The sequence below is a fragment of the Bacillus sp. 22475 genome (genome assembly GCF_052044835.1).
In the GTDB taxonomy this organism is placed as follows: Bacteria; Bacillota; Bacilli; order Bacillales; family Bacillaceae_G; genus Bacillus_A; species Bacillus_A cereus.
On record NZ_JBQENW010000012.1, the window covers coordinates 65674 to 84189 of the forward strand.

The following is an 18516-nucleotide window of genomic DNA, read 5'->3' on the forward strand; positions in this document are numbered from 1 at the left end:
AATATATCTTAACTTCAAACGCATGGAAACCCAATAATGATGCTATACAGGGGAGTATTCTATTAAGTAGAATTACAGAAACGATTCTGCTTATGTAGGATAAATTAAAAATTTTCCATTTGATCCTTTAACCTTTGTAAAAATAAGGTATTTAAATGTTATAAACAAAAAACGTAGGAATATTTAATTCCTACGTTTTTCATAAATAAATTAAATTTATTTATACAATTCCTCAAATTCGTCAATCTCAGCTTTACGCTTTAAAAATAGTTCCATATCTTTATTTTCTCTTTCTATTAACCCCAGAGTATGTGTATCATCCAAGGCTAACTCTTTATATCCCCATATATAATCTATAGTTGTATCTTTAACCTGTTTGTGTTCTGCACAATACCATTCTAAAGGTTGTAACGCATCGGATATTTTAAATAATTCTGCTGGATACCATGATGGCATATTTTCACGTTCTCCTAAGATTAAATATGTTAACTCACCACTTTGTAATTTACATATTCCATAAACAATATACTCTTTTTCAATGGTTAAATTAAATGTTTCCTCTGTTATCTTAGATAGGGCATTGCCGGTATTATATAAACAAGTTACTTTCATAACATATTCCCCTTATTTATTTTTATCTTTAAACTTAAAATTCAACCGTTTCACCTGTCCCCACATCAAATGCTTGATAATAACAAGCATAGCGTTTAAAAAGAAATTCATAATATTGCAGAGGTACAGAAACGAATTGAGATATAAAGTATCAATATGAAAGAAAATCAAATTGATATAATATAAACCGCAGGAATTAAATATTTCCACAGTTTTATGTTTATCTAAGGTCCGTTTAATTATTTTACAACAATATAGAATTTACTTAGCATTTTTTCTTCTGCAAATACTTATCTTTCAATTTTTATATCCTTACACCATATTTCTAATTCCATAGGAGGCATAATTATATTACAGGTATATAATTTCAAGCCCTCTTTTTCTACTTCACCGATTTCAATATCATGAAGAAAATATGGTAACTGTTCATATGTAAATGTTTTTATTGGCTTTTCTTTTACATATCCCATACTATGTTTGTATTCTATTTTATAGCAACCACTGAATTGAAGAGTTACATCATCCCCATCTTTAAAAATCAAAATCACTTCATCGCCAATATAATTGCATTCTAATTTAGTAACCCACGCATCCCAGTAATTTAACTTATCAATTTTTTCTTGTATTCTTTGTACATTCATATTTCCTCACCTCATTTTTTATATGGGATATGAGCATCTGGACTTTTAGCATCAACTATGTTTCCATTTAAATCTAAAGGATTTTTATTTTCATCGTATAAATGTACATGGTCATACTTTGTAACTTTATCCGGTGGATCTATCCTCATTCTTATTGTACCATTACCATCCCGAACATGAACAAACCCATTATTATCCGTGTATTTCCATCCGTCTGGAAGCTTTTCTAGAATTTCTTTTTTAGACATATTTGGGATATTGTGCGTGTTAATCTTACCAACAGTTTTTCCAGTAGACTTCGCAGCCTTCTCAAGATTTTTCGCTTTCTTTTCAATATCCTCAACAGTGCCAACTACCCTTCCGATAGTTTTTACAGTTTTTACAGTTCCACCAGTTAGTACTGATGCAACACCAATCGCGTAATCAGATGGTTTGTATTTGTCTTTTTCACCCATTTCATGGCCTTGTACCAATTGAATAATTTCTTTTGGCACATTAATAATTGGCCAAGCATCCAATGTGACATTCATGAATTTAGTCGTATCTCGATCAGCTTGTTCAAGCTCTCTCATTTTTTCTGGAGTAACACCAAAATCACGGAAAGCATTTGTTAAATCAATACTGCCAATACTTCCAGCAGGTATATCAATTTTATGACTTGCTATTTTATTAGCGGAGTCCATAAATGTATTTGCAAGATCTATTCCCATCTTGAAATCTGTGAAGAATCCTGGGACTTTCGCATCCAATGCTTGTAAGTCTTTCGCAATGATTGGAGCGTTTTTTCGTGTTACTTGTACAAGTTCCTCCATCCCAGGTTTTGCCTCATCAATGGAATGTTTCAGATTAATGGAGCTATTTACAACTGGTCCTAAATCTTTAACTACACCAGATAACCCTTTCGATAACTCTTGCATATTCAATGTGATTTGATGAATATCTTTATTAATCTCATTTTGACATTCAATCGCTTTGGCCGCAACCACATCTAATGCTTGATAATAACCAACATAGGCCTCAATAAGTGATTCATAGTACTGGAGTATAAAACTATATGTCTCTACACCAAAATCTAATAATTCTTTTCCATCAGCTCCAAGTAATTTTACAAGTTCTTTCCTTTGGGTAACGGTTAAATTTTTTATGTCACCTTTCATTGCATTTACAAGTTCTTGTAACTTACCATGTGCATCTTTCATCACTTGTACTTTATACTGTACATCTTGCTTTGCGTTGTTTACGTTCCTTGAAATACTTTCCCAGTTCTCTGCATCATCTAACAAACGTTGTTCTTCTTTTTCTAAAATTCCAATTGTGTTATTTATGACTGTTTCGTCACTTTTTAAATAATCTAATACACCTTCAAATATCTTTACTTTTCCATCAAGCAAAGTAAGTGGACTTTTAGCTTCCTGATCAAAGATAATAGCATCATGAATACGTACGTATCCTTTTTCTCCCTGATAATTCACCTCGTACCAAGAGCCAATTTTTCCAGTAACTTCTATCACTTCGCCATTATTCACACGTTTTGCACGCAATACTTTTCTTAAATCTGGTTCTGGATATACTTTTTTAACAAGGGATTCTAATGTAATCCAACCTTTAACCATTTCTCCGTCTTGATTAAAGGAGAATTTCTTGTCTTTATATGTAAAATCTCCTGTTTGTAATGCACCTGAAGGCTGTAGTAAGTACCAACTAAACTCTTGCTTCATCCAACCATTTTTTGATTCATGAGAAGCATCAAAATAATAAGGTTTCCCCTCAACATTTGTAAATCCTGACTGTACAGAACCTAACGGACTAAAGTAATAGATTTTCCCGTCAATATGTTGGACTCCTGTTTGCATCACACCATCGGTTCCCAGATAATAATCTGATCCATTTGTATGTAACCATCCCGTTTGCATAAAACCATCAGTACCAAAATAATAACGTTTCCCATCAATTGCTTGGAAACCAGTTATTCTTTGCCCATCTTTTTTATAATACGTCCATTTCCCTTCTTCTTGTACCCATCCTTGTTTATTATCTAAATAGAGTGCTTCTTTTAATTGATCAATCCATTTTAATCCATTCGCAAGAAGAGCTAAATCACTATCTAGTTGTTTATCAAATTTCTTTTGAATATTGGGTGGAAAGTATTTTTCAGGATCTTTATGATACTCCGTTATCATAAAATGAGACAAATTCGTTGCTTCCTTTGTTACATCCCATGAACGAACTGGTGATTCACCAATTACAACAGATTCAAATATCCGAACATAACCGACTTCTCCTTGATATTTAACCTGATACCATAACCCCTGCTTTGAAATGACCTCTAAGACATCCCCATCCTTTACAGGTTTAGATTTAAATAGAAATTTTGTTTCTGGCTTTGGATAGATTCTTTTAACAGCAGAACGAAGAGTAATCCATCCTTTTTCCATATCCCCGTACTTATTAATTTCAAATGGTTTTCCTTGATAGGTAAATGTTCCTGTTACATACTTACCATCTTTTAAATAGCTCCATGAAGTTGCAGAAAAACTCCACCCAGTCTTTAATTTACCAGGCTCACTATAATATAAATCGTCTTTTCCTACCTGTTTTCTCCCTTGGAATAGCCTCCCATCTTTAAAAAAGGAATACTCTATTCCATCTAAAGTAATGTTATCTATTTGCTTACTTCCATCTTTTTGATAATAGTACCAATTCTCATTTTCCTTCACCCAGCCTACTTTATTTAAAACTTCGGCTGCTTCTGTAAATGTTGGTGCATAGATAGAGAATAATAAAAATAATGATACTATAAGTCCTATGACTTTCTTCATACTCGCATCTCCTTATTAATTCATTAAAAACTTTTTAATTATATATTAGATTTTAAAGTTATTAAAAATATTCAATATAAATATGCATAATTGCATATTTATATTCTCGATAGTGCGATCCCAATCATATTGGGAAGGAATCTTTTCCATACCCCTAAGTTATCTTTACCCCAAAAAGAACCTGTTTTCCATGGAAAACAGGTTCTTTTTCATTATTACTTCTCCGCTATACATTCTTTTATTTTTTGTACTCAAATAATTAAGATTTTTAAATAAAAAGTTTCGAAGTGAAATCCTTCTTCTCTTTTGCTCAAAATAGATAGAGTATACTACAACAGTATTGGTTCTTTAATTAATGGTAAATACTCTATACTCATAGCATAATTTAATAACAAATTGATATACTCTTGATTTGGCTCTAAACAATGTATATTCTTCAAATATCCTTGCGTGTATAAACAAGATGGTATAGCTACTGATAGCTCTTCTACAGATTCTAATAAAGGCATTATGAGCTCTAAAGCTTTCTGTTCATCAGTAGTTAGATTCGTATTAAAAAACTTCTCTATATACTTCTCTTGTTTCATTAACAGGATATCATATCCAAAAGCTTGTAAACTATTAATAAATTGATCCCATTTAAGCTGATTTGGATTACAAATATGCATGGTTTTATTTACTGTATTGGCCTTATAAGATAATTCAGTAATAGCTAAACTTCCATAGTCTACAGGCGTTAAATCTACATACGTATTGACATCAGGAGCTATGCTAGATAGGCATATCCCTTTTAATAATCTATAAAATGCGTTTTCATTAATATTGCATTGAAATTTACCCGTTTTGGAGTTACCCACTAAATTCCCCACACGGTATATCGTGGCACGAACTCCTTTTTTCATTGCTTCTCTGACCATTTTCTCGCCTTGAAACTTACTTTCTAGGTACAGATTATCTAAATTTTGCCCTCTATCAAAATTAGACTCAAAGAATTCAAATTCTTTTGGATCACTTTCAGCCTGACCTACTACACTTAAAGTCGATATATAATGAAAACGTGCATTTGTGTTCTTAGCTAATTCCAATAAGTATTTTGTAGACTGAACATTTACCTTTTGAAAATGCTCACGTTCTCCATAGTGTCTAACTTCTCCACCACAATGTATGATTGACTCTACCCTATTCTTTAAATGGTCCAATTGCTTTGAATCTAGACCTAGATTCATCAAAGATAAATCTCCTTCAATTAATTCTACTCTCTCCTTCAACTTTTGGAGGATTTCTTTACCGAAATAAAACTCCATTCTTTCTTTTAACTTTGCACCAATTACTTGATTCTCTTTTTTTCTTACTAAACAGTAAATAGTCGTAGATGGCAACTGTAATAACCTTTCTAAAATATGTGCTCCTAAATATCCAGTTGCCCCTGTAAGGAAAACTGTTTTCGGATAATTCACCATATCTAATTCACTTTCTTCTGATTTAGTTGTTTCATAAACCGGAGTCGTTTTCGTTTCATTTTCCATACATGCTACATTCATATTTTTCTCTTTCTTTAACAACATCTTTTCCATCTCTTCAATATGAGAGGCTAATTTTTCTATGGTTCTATACTTAAAGAAATCTTGAATTTTCAAGTTAGGGTATAACGGTTTTAATTTAACTAATGCCGGCATAACTTTTAAAGAATGTCCACCCAAATTAAAGAAATCATCTTTTAAACCTATAGATTTTACGTTTAGAACTTCAGACCATACCTTTGCAATGTCTTTTTGCACTTTAGTTTGAGGTTTAAGTTTACACTCATCTTTTTGCTCATGACCAAACTCTATTTTTGGCAGCTTTTCAAAATCAATTTTACCGTTCGCCGTTATTGGTATTTCTAACACATGAGAGTAATATTTAGGGACCATATATTCTGGCAATACATTTGATAAATGTATTGCTAACTTATTTTTCTCTACCCCTATACCGTCCACTGTTTTATAATAAGCTTGCAGTAACATTCCATCTTCCGTTTGGGTTACTACAGCCTGACTTATCCCCTCAAGTTGTAACATTGCATCTTCTATTTCACCTAATTCAATTCTGTGCCCTCTAATTTTAACCTGCTTATCTTTTCTCCCCATAAATTCTATATTTCCATTTGGTGACCACCTTGCTAAATCACCTGTTCGATATAATCTTTTACTATTGTCTTCTGAAAATGGGTTTGAAATAAATGTCTGTTTTGTTTTTTCTTCCTGCTTCCAATACCCTTGGGCCAATCCTAAACTTTCAATATATAATTCACCCATAGCCCCTACCGGACAATGTTGCATATATGAATTCAATATATGAACCTTTGTATTAGAAATAGGAATACCAATTGGTATGCTTCTTAAAAGATTATTGTCGCCTTCTAAAACTGGTATGAAATAATACATTGCTGAAACGGTTGCTTCAGTAGGGCCATACTCATTTACCAGCTGTACTTGGTTTTTAAAAGTATTTTGCCAACTTCTAATAGCATTTGTTGATGCAGCTTCTCCTCCCATTATTATAAATCTTAAAGAACATATCTTTTCGCTATCCAGTTTAGTTAATGAAGTTGATAATTCATTGAAAAATACTGTAGGTAAGTCAGAAATAGTTGCTTGTGTTTCTTGAATAGCTTGAGCATATGCGACAGTTGAATAGCGCTGTTCATCACTTAATACATATAGTTCCGCCCCATTTAACAAGGTAGAAAAAATTTCCGATACAGAAGAATCAAAACTATGGGAATAAAACTGTGTTACTTTATCATTTGGAGAAATCTGAAATACTTCATTTCTCCATTCAACTAAATTTAATACTCCTTTATGCGTTAATAATGTACCTTTTGGTTTTCCTGTTGAGCCTGAAGTATAAATTACATATGCCAAGTCATCTGGTTTATTTAAAATTTTCACATCATCATTTATAGTCGTACGATATATATCCTCTATTATTGAAACCTTATAATCACTTACATTCAAATGACTTTTGAATTTGTAACTCGTTATAATTCTACATGCCTCACTGTCACGAACTATATAATTTATTCTATCCTCAGGGTATTTTACATCGATTGGTATATAGGCAGCACCGGCTTTTAATATTCCAAGCATAGAAACGATACTATTCATACTTCTATCTAAAAATATGGCTACCTTATCACCTCTTTTTATACCTTTTTCGAGTAAATGTTGAGCTACTTGATTAGAGCTCATATTTAATTGTCTATATGTTAAAGATTCCGTTGCAGTCGCTATAGCAATCCGATTGGATTGTCTATCTACTTGCATATAGAATTGCTCCTGTATATTTTGAAAATAAGGATATAGTCTTTCTGTATGATTTACCTTTTTATATAAAGATTCTTCTTCCTGTGATAGGAATGAAAGATTTTCATATGCTACTGTTCGTTGATGAATGAATGCGTCCAGTATAGTAAGTAAATTTTGAGTAAACCTATTAATTGACCCTTCCTTGAAGAGATTAATATCATACTCAAATGAAACCTCTACATAATCAAATCCTTCCTCAACAGCTAAAGAAATGTCAAACTTACTAATATCTTGTTTATTAGGTAACAATTGAAGCTTGTACGCATCATGTTGCTGTAGAATATCTTTCTGATAACTAAACATAGTAGAAAAGATCGGGTTATTTCCAAAGCTTCTATCAGGATTTATTTGTTCAATTACTTTATCAAATGGGTACGATTGGTTTTGGAAAGAATTCAAACATTTTTCTCTCACTACTTGTAATAGCTGTGTTAAATTTTTCACATCATTTAATTGTGTTCTAATTGCTAGGGTATTTACAAAGAATCCTTGTATTTGTTCAAATTCTTGATGATTCCTTCCAACAACCGGTGTACCTACAATAATATCTTTTTGATCCGTTAGATAATGTAACAATTGAATATACGCTGCTAAAAATAGCATATACATAGAAACATTCTCTTGTTCACATACTTGTTTCAAAGACTCTTTCATTTCATTATCTAACTTCATTTCAAATACTGTACCCTTATTTGTACTTTGACGATTCCTACTAAAATCTAAAGGAAGATTTAGTATAGGAAGAGGTGCTGCAAGTTCGGCCATCCAATAAGATTTTTCCGTATCCCACCGACCTAAATTTAACTGCTCCTGTTCCCACTCAGCATAATCTACATATCGATTAGAGATAGTTGGCAACTCAGGATTTCTACGTTTTGCAAAGGCACTATATACCTTCATTAATTCATCTAATAAATTCCTTACACTCCACTCATCTGTAATAATGTGATGTAAATTGATATATAAATAAGAATTTTTCTTATTCAGATTAAAAATTCTAATCCTAAAAAGAGGGCCATTTTCTAAATCAAATGGTGTATGATCCGTTTGATTTATTATTGTACGTATATATTCTTGTTGTTCTTTTTTAGACATGTGTTCAATCTCATCGTGAATCAAATCAATCGCTATTGAGTTTAAGATGACTTGTCTAGGCTCCCCATTTCTTTCAATAAACACTGTTCGTAGCATTTCGTGTCGTTCAACTAAAAATCTTATGGTATCTTGTAAAATATCCTTTTTTAAACTCGGCTCAATATATATGTGTAGTGGTGTATCATATACTCTATTAATGGCGTTATACTTATTTAAAAACCAGATTCTTTTTTGAGCACTTGATAATTGATAACTTTCCTTATCTGCAACTTTTAATACTTGCGTCTCCTGTTCTTCCCTATCATGATTTACTGCCATTAATTTATCGATGTAAGCAGACAGACTAGCAATCGTTGTATGCTCAAAAATATCTCTAATTTCAATTTTCAGATGAAACTCTTTTTGAATTTGATTTAACACTTGCACAGCAATTAATGAATGTCCCCCAAGTTTAAAAAAGTCATCATCTCTGCCGATTCTATATTTCCCTAAATTTAAAATCTCTGCCCATGTTTTTGCCAATCTTTTTTCTGTTTCACTTATTGGTGGGACATATTGCTTCTGCATGTTTTCAAGTAAAGATGGGATTTGTAATTCTAATTTTTTTCTATCTAGTTTCCCGCTTGGTGATACAGGAAAACTTTCAAGGTGAAATACATAATTTGGCATCATAAAATCTGGTAAACTTTCACTTAAGAATGTTTTTAATGCCTCTTGTTTTAGTTCTGTATTGTCTTTTGATAAATAAAAACTAACGATTTTGTCGTTTTGATAAGTGAATACTACAGCATCTCTCACTTCTGGATGTTTAAATAATGTTCCTTCAATTTCATCCAGCTCAATTCGATACCCACGTATTTTTACTTGATTATCTTTCCTTCCGATAAATTCTAAATTTCCATTCGGTAAAAGACGTACTAAATCTCCAGTACGATACATCTTTTTATCATGATTATAGGATTTATCGAAAGAAATAAACGCCTCTTTTGTTTTTTCCTTTTGATTTAAATATCCGTTGGCAACTCCATCACCGCCAATAAATAACTCACCTACTACACCTGACGGACATAACGTATTAAACGGACTAACCACGAAAACTTCACTATTAGCAATTGGTTTACCTATTGGGATATTAGAGATTTCTTTTTGTATCTCACCATTTACTTCATACATCGTTGCACATACAGTAGTTTCAGTAGGACCATATGCATTAAGAACTGGAATCTTTAGCCCTAATTTACTTTGCCATTTACGAACTGATTCAACAGGTAAAGTTTCCCCTCCTACAAATACACGTTTTACAGAATTTAATTTAAGTAACATTTCTTTTGGCATATCAGCTATTAATTTAAAAAACGCAGTTGGTAAAACCACATTTGTAATACCATTCTTTTGAATTACATTTATAAATTCCTCTGCTGAACGTTTTTCGATTTCAGAAATTAAATGCATTCTTCCTCCACATAGCAAAATCGGAAATATTTCCATAACGGAGGCGTCAAAAATGATCGTTGCAAATTGTAAAAATACATCTTCTTTGCCTAAATGAAATGCATTGATTACTGAATATGATAAATTAATTACGCCTTTATGTGGTACAACGACTCCTTTTGGTAAACCCGTTGAACCTGACGTGTAGATAATATAAGCTGCATCTTCTATGGTATGTGTAGACGCAATATTTTCTATAGAATTAGCGTAATGAAAATCTTCTAGATAAATTGTATGAATCGCAAACCTTTCAACCAATCCCCTGTATTCTTTCTTCGTAATAATCATTTGACTTTCGCTATCTTTTAAGATGTATTCTATTCTTTTTTCAGGAAACTTTGGATCAATTGGTACATAAACTCCACCTGATTTTAAGATGCCTAGAATCCATACAATGGTATCAATCTCTCTCTCCATTGTAATACTTACACGTTGTCCCTTTTTCAAATCATTTTCACGTAAATAATTCGCTATTTGATTTGACCTTTGCTGCAATTCATAATAGGTAATGGATTTATCCCCCATTGAAATTGCTATTTGATTTGGCGATTTTAATGCTTGTAAATCAACTAATTGATCTAGTGTTTTTGAATTAGGATATGTAAGGGCATTTGAGTTCATTTCTTTGTTTAGACGATGATCTTTCTCTAAAAGTAAATCCAATGAATGGATAGGTTCGTTCACATTCTTCATTAGTTTTTGTAACAAATATATATATCTTTCGACTAAATCACTAATACTCTCTGGTTTATATAATGCTGAGTTATAGTCAATCTCAATTTTATTCTCTGTTTCCCCTTCATATCGCATTATTCTCCAAGTCATGTTAAAAGGATTTACTCTTTTACAATCTGTTAAAACTGTTGACTCAATATCAGGAATTTTTAACTCCGGTATCTTCATCGTATTAAATGCTGTGGAATATACCATAGTATCATTTGTATTTGTATTTAGATTTAAATCTTTTACTATATGTGAGTAAGGATTATGTTTATACGTAATAGCTAGATGAATAGATTTATTCACTTTATTAAGTATCTCCTTAAATGTATCTCCCTTTTCTATTGTTATACGTATAGGTACTGTATTAACAAAGTAACCAAAAGTATTTCGTTCTTCTGTATGTGGTCTAGTATTAATTGGAATACCAACTATTATCTCTTCAGCATTTGTCATTTGATGAAGTAAGGTACAATAAGTACTCAACATTACTCGATAAATACTTATATTATTTTTTTTAGCAAAACATTGTATTTGATAAAATAAATCCGAATTAATATTCTTACTTATATTTTTATCTGTATATCTTTTTTCATTCATTTTATTAAAATCAATAGGAAACTCTGTAGGAGTTAATTCACCTTGTAAATAATCTTTCCAATACGATGATCCATCTTTATATATTGCACTATCAATAAAACCCTCCTCATACTCTACGAGGTTCTTATAAGGAGATTCAAATTCTACATTCGTCTTCCCTTGAAGTAATTCACCATACGTATTGGATAATTGTCGGATGAAAACTCCTAAACTCCATCCATCGTAAATAATGTGATGAAACATTAAATGTAAAATAAATGTATCTTCACTGAATTTAATGATGTGGAATTTAAACAAAGGCCCCTCCTCTAAACTAAATTTCTCATTCACTATAGATTCTAAGAAATTTTTAAAAATAGATTTTTGTTCTGTGTTTTTAAAAGCAGTTAAGTCCTTAATTGGTATATCAAATTCTACATTCCTTTGAATTAATTGCTTTATTTTTTCATCCCTCTTCTTAAATATTGTACGTAACGCCGGATGTGATTGCACTATCGTAGTAAGCGTTTTCTTTAAAACCTCTATTTGAAGATTTCCTTTTAACTTTATTATAATCGGTTCATTGTTCATTCCTTTTTCTATTTCCATTTGATGAGCTATCCATAATGCTTCTTGACCTACTGTTGCATCCAATTCTTCTACAATTTCATATTTCTTTTGTATTTCTTTCATATGAATTTCTCCTTTTATAAATATTTAAAAACGGATAATATTTACAGTTACAACTATATGTACATATTCTGCAATTTGTAAATCTATATTTTCCGACTAAATTCAACATTTATTTCGCTTATTGCATAGTTATTAAAATAATGAATAAAACTCATATTTATACTTTAACCGTTCATACTTTTATTCAATTTAAGCATAAAAAACCATTTCACTAATAATTCTAATTTCTTTTTATACAGTAATCTTACATATTTTATTAAAGGAAATAACCTAATTTATACCCCAAAAATAAATTCAAGAATATTCCAACTGGTCGCTATATATATTTCTAATAACATAAACTGTAAAGGAGGAGTCCGTACATAATGGAATATAGATTATTAGGTAACACGGGATTAATAGTTTCAGAGATAGGATTCGGTTCTTGGGCAATTGGTGGAGATGAATGGGGGGCAGTAAAAGATAATGAATCCATTGATGCAATTGAGAAAGCAATTGATCTAGGGGTCAATTTTATTGACACTGCTGATGTTTATGGATTAGGTCATAGTGAAACACTCGTTGCAAAAGCTATAAATAATCGCAGGCAAGATATAATCCTTTCTACAAAAGGTGGTTTAATTGGTCATCATTATGACCCCGATCAACCAGCCGTTTATGGAGATCCTCAAAAGATCATTGATGCGTTTGAGGCTAGTTTACTGCGGCTTAAAACTGACTATATAGATGTGTACTTTTGTCATATTTGGTGGGATAAACCTGAAGAAACAGAAGCCTTTCTACAAGCATTCCAAACCTTAAAAAAATCTGGCAAAGTAAGAGCTGTTGGTGTTTCTACTAATGATTTAGATTATATAAAACATTTTAATCAGGATAATGATTTAGATGTCGTACAATTCGATTATAGTATTTTGAATAAAGAACCTGAAAAAGACATCCTTCCTTATATTGAAAAACATAATTTAGGTGCTGTGATAAGAGGTCCACTTAAAATGGGAATTCTAACTGGGAAATTTAATCATGAAACTAAATTTCCAGACGATGATTTAAGAAAAGATTGGCCCAAAGAAAAGTGGTTTAAAGATAGCTTAAACAAAGTAGAGAAATTACGTTCACTTGTACGCTCAAATCGAAGTTTAGCGCAAGTTGCTTTACGTTATGTTTTAAGTCATCCTGCCGTTTCAGTTGCTATTCCTGGTGCAAAAAATTCTACTCAGGTTGAAGAAAATTCTTCACACTTAACTCGTCCATTATTGTTAGATAATGAAATTGAATTCATTAAAAAGCTTTGATCAGATCATTATTCACCTACAAAAATTATGCTGATTCTTCTACCAAATCCATACTACTACTTCTTCTCAACTAGAACATATCTTTAACACTTCCACCCTATTTTTCTCTCTTTTTCCAACAATATCTACAGTTTATAAGGTAGTTGAGCTCTTATATTCAACTACCTTATAATAGTTCTACATTAGATTAAATTACCTACTACATTAGTTGCATACATGCTAGGGCATCATGCAAACCAAATAAACAATTAATTCAGAAATATTTTTAGAAACTTCATTATCTCACAATTAGTTTTTTTGAAATAAATCAAAAAATTTTTCTTTACTTTAAATTCTATAATTCATATAATCTTCTATGGAATTACATTTTTTTCTAAATAGCTCCTCATTTCTAAGTATTCAAAAGGGCAATTACAAATTATTACACCCTTATGTTTAACCAAGTAAAATAAAAATCCAGTTTTTCACAAGGAGAAGTGACTGCATGCAAGATATTTTAAAATTATTTCCGAGCGTTGACGGAAATGAAGAAAAACAACAACTTTTATTAGAATCTATGCAGAAAATAATTAAAAATCTTGACCGATTAAAAAATGAAGAGCGAGCTACTTTAGGTAAATGTGAGGAAAAATCAGAAGGATACTACAATAGCTTGATTCACCAAAGTCATATACCACTAGCTGGAATCAATATGTCTGAGGTTATAGAAGAGCTAAACCAATTTATGAATGGCCATCCTTATCCAAATAAATACTACTTATCGAATGCTGTACCACTACCAAGTATTCCATCATTATTGGGTATACTAACCATGGCACTTTTAAATGGTAATGGTGTTTGGGATGTCTATGGCCCAGGGGCAGCAGAAGCAGAAGTAAAAGTTGTATCCATGCTTTCAAAACTGATTGGTTATAATCCGCATAATAGCGGTGGTTATACAACATGGGGTGGACAAGGTTGTGTATTTTCGAGCTTACGTTTAGCAATTTCTAAACAATTCCCATTAGCAAAAGAATATGGTGCTCCACAAAATGTATATTGCTTTACTTCTGAAAATGCACACTATAGTTTATTAAAATCAGCTGAAGCAACTGGAATTGGATCAAATCACTTAATTAAAGTGAAAACTGATCCTTATTCAAATTCTATGGATATAGATGATTTAGAGGCCAAAATGATACAAGTTATTAATAATGGCGGTATCCCCCTTTATATTCTAGCTACTATGGGATCAACAGATACTTTTACCATTGATGATATAAAAAAAATTAAAGAGAGCGCTGAATCAATACAAAAAAAATATAAATTAAAACCTATTTATATCCATGCGGATTCTGCAATGGGTGGATTCTATAGTTTCTTTAATAATTATAATTTCGAAGAAAATCCACTTTCATTTGAACCTAACTTAAAAAATGCTTTACTATACGTACAAGATAAAATGCAATACATGGCACTTGCTGATAGTGTATGTTTTGATTTTCATAAATTAGGACAAACACCTTATGCTTCAAGTATTTTAATTGTAAAAAATCATACTGATTTACAACTGATGGACATTGAACAAGATGACACACCTTATCTTGGTAATAGGTCATATGGAAGTTATCATACAGGCTATACCTTAGAATGTTCACGATCTGGTAGTGCTATTCCAATGTATATCAATCTATTAGCCTTTGGAATTGAAGGATATCAAAAAATATTAGCAAATTATATTCGTGTAAATCTATTATTTAGAGAGAAGTTGCGCAAGGCCCTCCCTCAAGTCGCAATCACAAATGATTTTACATATGGACCAATTACAACTTTTCGTTTCTATATGAATGGAGATGGCCAAGAAAATTGGGAAAAAGAACGAATAGGTCTTGCAACAAAAGAAGAAATTGAGGATACAAATCAGTTAAATATAGAACTATTTAATTATCTAGGAAAAAATCGCGATCAAATATTTTTAGGCGATACAACTCGCTCATGTGTAGTAGACACAATAAACAGTTGTGATAGAAATCCGATTTCTACATTAAAATTCTTTTCTATCTCTCCATATACAACTGTTGAATGTATAGATGAGATCGTAGAATTTCTTTATAAACATATTTCGATTGCTACTAAACAGATTCATTCATATGTTTCATAACCATATTTGTTAGCGCTTTAATAGTTAAACTTAACTAAATGAAATAAAATTTTTAATCCTTTTAATTACTATTCACTATATCAGGAAAGAGGAAAAACATATGAATATAGAGCTACTTGATACACACCACGTGAAAGATGCAGCACATTTACTTGCACATTCTTTTGTGAATAATGAACCTCTTGTAAGCAGTTTACAAATTCCTTTTGCTCCTTTTCACAAAATGTGCGAAGAAATGATGAAACAAGCTGCATCTCAAGCTATGTCATTTGTAGCAATAGAAAATTTTCAAATTGTTGGAGTTCTTTTAACAAAAAAATTAACCCAGCCATTAATAGATACAGAGAAAGCGATTGAACTATGCCCGCAAATGGAACCTATTTTTCAACTTTTAGATACATTAGAGACAGAATCTATTGAGTTTTCTCATTTAGATAAAGAAAAATTGGTCTATCTAGATATGGGCGCTTGTCATCCAGATTGGATGGGAAGTGGTATAGTCACTACCCTTCTTTCACATGCCATTCAAGAGATAAGTAAAAAAGATTTTGATTTTATTGCTGCTTGTACAAATAAAATTTCTCAAAAAATCCTTAAAAAACTGTATACGACCTTTGAAATGAATGAAATAGTGTATAGTAAATTTCTTTATAAGGAAGCATACCCATTTGCTAACACAACAGCTTCCTTAGCAGCTCAATTACTATATATACCTCAATCCCAATTCGTCATCGAGGCCATATAAATTTGTGAAGAAGACTAGCTGTACTTTTGTGCAGCTACTTTTTTATATAGAGTAAATTAGTAATAGATATTCTTACATAAGTGCTACCTTTCACACTTTAAGTTCTTCGAATTCAATAGTCACTTTCTCAGCATGCCTTATTTCTCTGCTTAGCCTACCTAAATATCCCCTTCTATTTATTTCAACATGTGTCATCATGCTTTAATGTCATATGCTCCATTATTTCATCTATACAAGTAACTTAGACACTTCTCCCTATTTAATAACTAATCTTTTACTTTTTAAGTAACGATTGATACACACCTTCCCACTCTTAAATACTTTAAAATTTCCACCTAATAACCCCTTAACACTCCCTATAATTCTTACAATTCTCTTTCATTTTATTTATCTATTCATTCATCCCCCATATCCTTTATCTACCTAATCTTCCCCAAAGAATCCAATGTAAAATTCATGATAAAAGAAAACAACCGTATCATATGTAGATTATTTAAGGAAAAAGAGTGAGAATTACTGGATTCCCCTTTCTTTTGATCTTTTTTAGAAGCTCTTTAAAGTCTAATTCTATTACATTCCTGCTTGGTAACATGTCTACTAAACATTAACAATTTGTATAGCTACATAAAGACTCTACTAATTCATTAAAGGAATCTCCTTCCCCCTATCGAATTATTGTAGAGGAAAGGAGAGGAATACATGGAAATTCTAGGATTAGATCCTCGCGCATTAGCGACCTTAGGTGCACTTGAATACACCAATCGTCGCAATAAATTAATCGAAGACTCGGAGAATAACATATACGAATGTAAAGAAATAAAAGAAATACTTCAATCACTCCCTAAAGAGAAGCAGATTGAGGTTCTTGAGAATCAAGCTCACTTTGAAGCTGTGGCAAAGATGATTGAACAAAACAATTTAATTCTTTTAGAACAGATGAAAGCTCTACAGCTAATTCAGAAATAACAAACTTATGATTGATTAATTCTACATATGCTTCCATAAATAATGTATCTTTATTTATACCATCAGCCTCTGTTTTTACAGGGGCTTTTGTTATGCGTTGATTCATATTTTGAATTTGAATGGTTTCTTTCACATGTACGAATAGATCTTCTAATAAACCTGGTGTAGACTCTAATTCTTGTTTTTCAATTTCTTCTGTAACAGCACTTATAAATTCCCATAGTACCTTTGCACCTAGTAGTTCCGCTAATCGTTTTTCACACATTTCAAATGTTTTCATGTTCATACAAATACACTCCTATTATTTATATATAATGATAAAAATATTGTTTTTATGTAAAATTTCCCAAAACACTTCCCAAACTTACACTTCTAAAAAATAACTACATAATCTTAATAATCTAACATTATTCAACACACTTCGTGTTGTTCTGAATCAAAAAAAATGGTTTGGACTGTAACACCATAAAAATTCGCTAATTTTATTTTTATATTATCCCTTGGAATTCTCTGACCATTTTCATACATTTGCAATGTACTAACACTGATTCCCACAGCCCTTGCCACTTCTTCTCTAGATTTTTCATTTCTTAAATTAATTAGATTTTTGGCCACTCTTTCATAATTCATTTCTTCTCCCCCTAAAACCACATTTCGTGTTGTTACTTAAAATATAAACTGCACACTTTGTGTTGTCAATAGATTCTAATTATCAACTTTTAAAAATTTTAATTATTTAACACATATTGTGTTAATATATTATCAGGTGATAGAATGAAAACGTTTGGAAATATAATTCGTGATTTAAGAAAACAAAGAGGAATTACGCAAAAAGAACTTGCTCACTCGCTTCAGCTAAGTGAAAGTACAATTGGTATGTACGAACGGAATGAACGTCAACCTGATTACAATACCTTGATACGTATAGCAGATTACTTTGATGTATCTACTGATTTTCTTCTAGGGCGAGATTTTAATGTTACAGAGGACAGAAACAAAACAGAATTAGATCAATGGCTAAAAGATATAAAGTTTGCACCATCCCAAAAGCGTGAAGAATTAAAACGTTTTTGGAAATTCTTAATGCAAGAAGAAGAGTAATCAAATAAACCTCCACCCCGACAGGGTGGAGGTTTATTTGATTACTCTCATACTTTATAACACCAATGGTCACAGAATTGGTCAAATCACCTACAAAATTCATTCAATTTTGTTGATTGTATCTCTTGCATCGTTCGCAGCACACGCCAGGAAATATTTAATGTAATTTTGATGTTACTATAACTTTTAATATATTAGAAATAATTCTCAGATTCACTTCCTTAGCTAGTAGTAGCGTTGCATGGGTATGACGTAAATCATGAAAGCAAACC

At 31.5% G+C, this 18516-nt stretch carries 10 protein-coding genes; 4 read left to right on the plus strand and 6 right to left on the minus strand.

Annotation, left to right across the window (positions count from 1 at the left end):
* Positions 1 to 216: 216 nt before the first annotated feature.
* The 4 genes from ACTJJY_RS19205 to ACTJJY_RS19220 all read right to left on the minus strand — a co-directional run bounded on the left by ACTJJY_RS19205 (position 217) and on the right by ACTJJY_RS19220 (position 12000).
* Positions 217 to 612 carry a hypothetical protein gene (locus ACTJJY_RS19205; RefSeq protein ID WP_440606296.1) on the minus strand — a complete coding sequence of 132 codons (396 nt, stop codon included), beginning with the start codon at positions 610 to 612 and terminating at the stop codon, positions 217 to 219.
* Positions 613 to 902: 290 nt separating this feature from the next.
* The gene (locus ACTJJY_RS19210; protein ID WP_088346306.1) at positions 903 to 1253 is read right to left on the minus strand and encodes a hypothetical protein; all 351 of its coding nucleotides are present in this window, start codon (positions 1251 to 1253) and stop codon (positions 903 to 905) included.
* 11 nt (positions 1254 to 1264) lie between these two features.
* Positions 1265 to 4072 (minus strand): N-acetylmuramoyl-L-alanine amidase family protein, encoded by a 2808-nt coding sequence (locus tag ACTJJY_RS19215; protein ID WP_440606297.1) that lies wholly within the window; start codon positions 4070 to 4072, stop codon positions 1265 to 1267.
* A 329-nt stretch (positions 4073 to 4401) separates the two neighbouring features.
* A complete protein-coding gene (locus ACTJJY_RS19220; RefSeq protein ID WP_440606298.1) occupies positions 4402 to 12000 on the minus strand; it encodes an amino acid adenylation domain-containing protein in 7599 nt (2532 codons plus the stop codon).
* Between the two features lie 365 nt (positions 12001 to 12365).
* Here ACTJJY_RS19220 and ACTJJY_RS19225 point away from each other — a divergent pair, with 365 nt between their 5' ends.
* The 3 genes from ACTJJY_RS19225 (at position 12366) to ACTJJY_RS19235 (ending at position 16177) form a co-directional block, all read left to right on the plus strand.
* Positions 12366 to 13292 (plus strand): aldo/keto reductase, encoded by a 927-nt coding sequence (locus ACTJJY_RS19225; RefSeq protein ID WP_440606299.1) that lies wholly within the window; start codon positions 12366 to 12368, stop codon positions 13290 to 13292.
* A gap of 484 nt (positions 13293 to 13776) precedes the next feature.
* Entirely contained in the window at positions 13777 to 15432 is a 1656-nt protein-coding gene (locus ACTJJY_RS19230; protein WP_440606300.1) for a pyridoxal phosphate-dependent decarboxylase family protein, read from the plus strand.
* Between the two features lie 100 nt (positions 15433 to 15532).
* Complete coding sequence (locus tag ACTJJY_RS19235; RefSeq protein ID WP_440606301.1) at positions 15533 to 16177, plus strand: hypothetical protein; 645 nt, start codon at positions 15533 to 15535, stop codon at positions 16175 to 16177.
* 841 nt (positions 16178 to 17018) lie between these two features.
* On the opposite strand, the gene ACTJJY_RS19240 is transcribed toward ACTJJY_RS19235, so the two are convergent.
* Both ACTJJY_RS19240 and ACTJJY_RS19245 read right to left on the minus strand, forming a co-directional pair.
* A complete protein-coding gene (locus ACTJJY_RS19240; RefSeq protein WP_440606302.1) occupies positions 17019 to 17429 on the minus strand; it encodes a hypothetical protein in 411 nt (136 codons plus the stop codon).
* Positions 17430 to 17554: 125 nt separating this feature from the next.
* Complete coding sequence (locus ACTJJY_RS19245; RefSeq protein WP_001105582.1) at positions 17555 to 17773, minus strand: helix-turn-helix transcriptional regulator; 219 nt, start codon at positions 17771 to 17773, stop codon at positions 17555 to 17557.
* A gap of 144 nt (positions 17774 to 17917) precedes the next feature.
* On the opposite strand from ACTJJY_RS19245, the gene ACTJJY_RS19250 reads away from it, so the two are divergent.
* Positions 17918 to 18244, plus strand: coding sequence for a helix-turn-helix domain-containing protein (locus ACTJJY_RS19250; protein ID WP_074643275.1), 327 nt, complete (start codon positions 17918 to 17920; stop codon positions 18242 to 18244).
* Positions 18245 to 18516 lie beyond the last annotated feature (272 nt).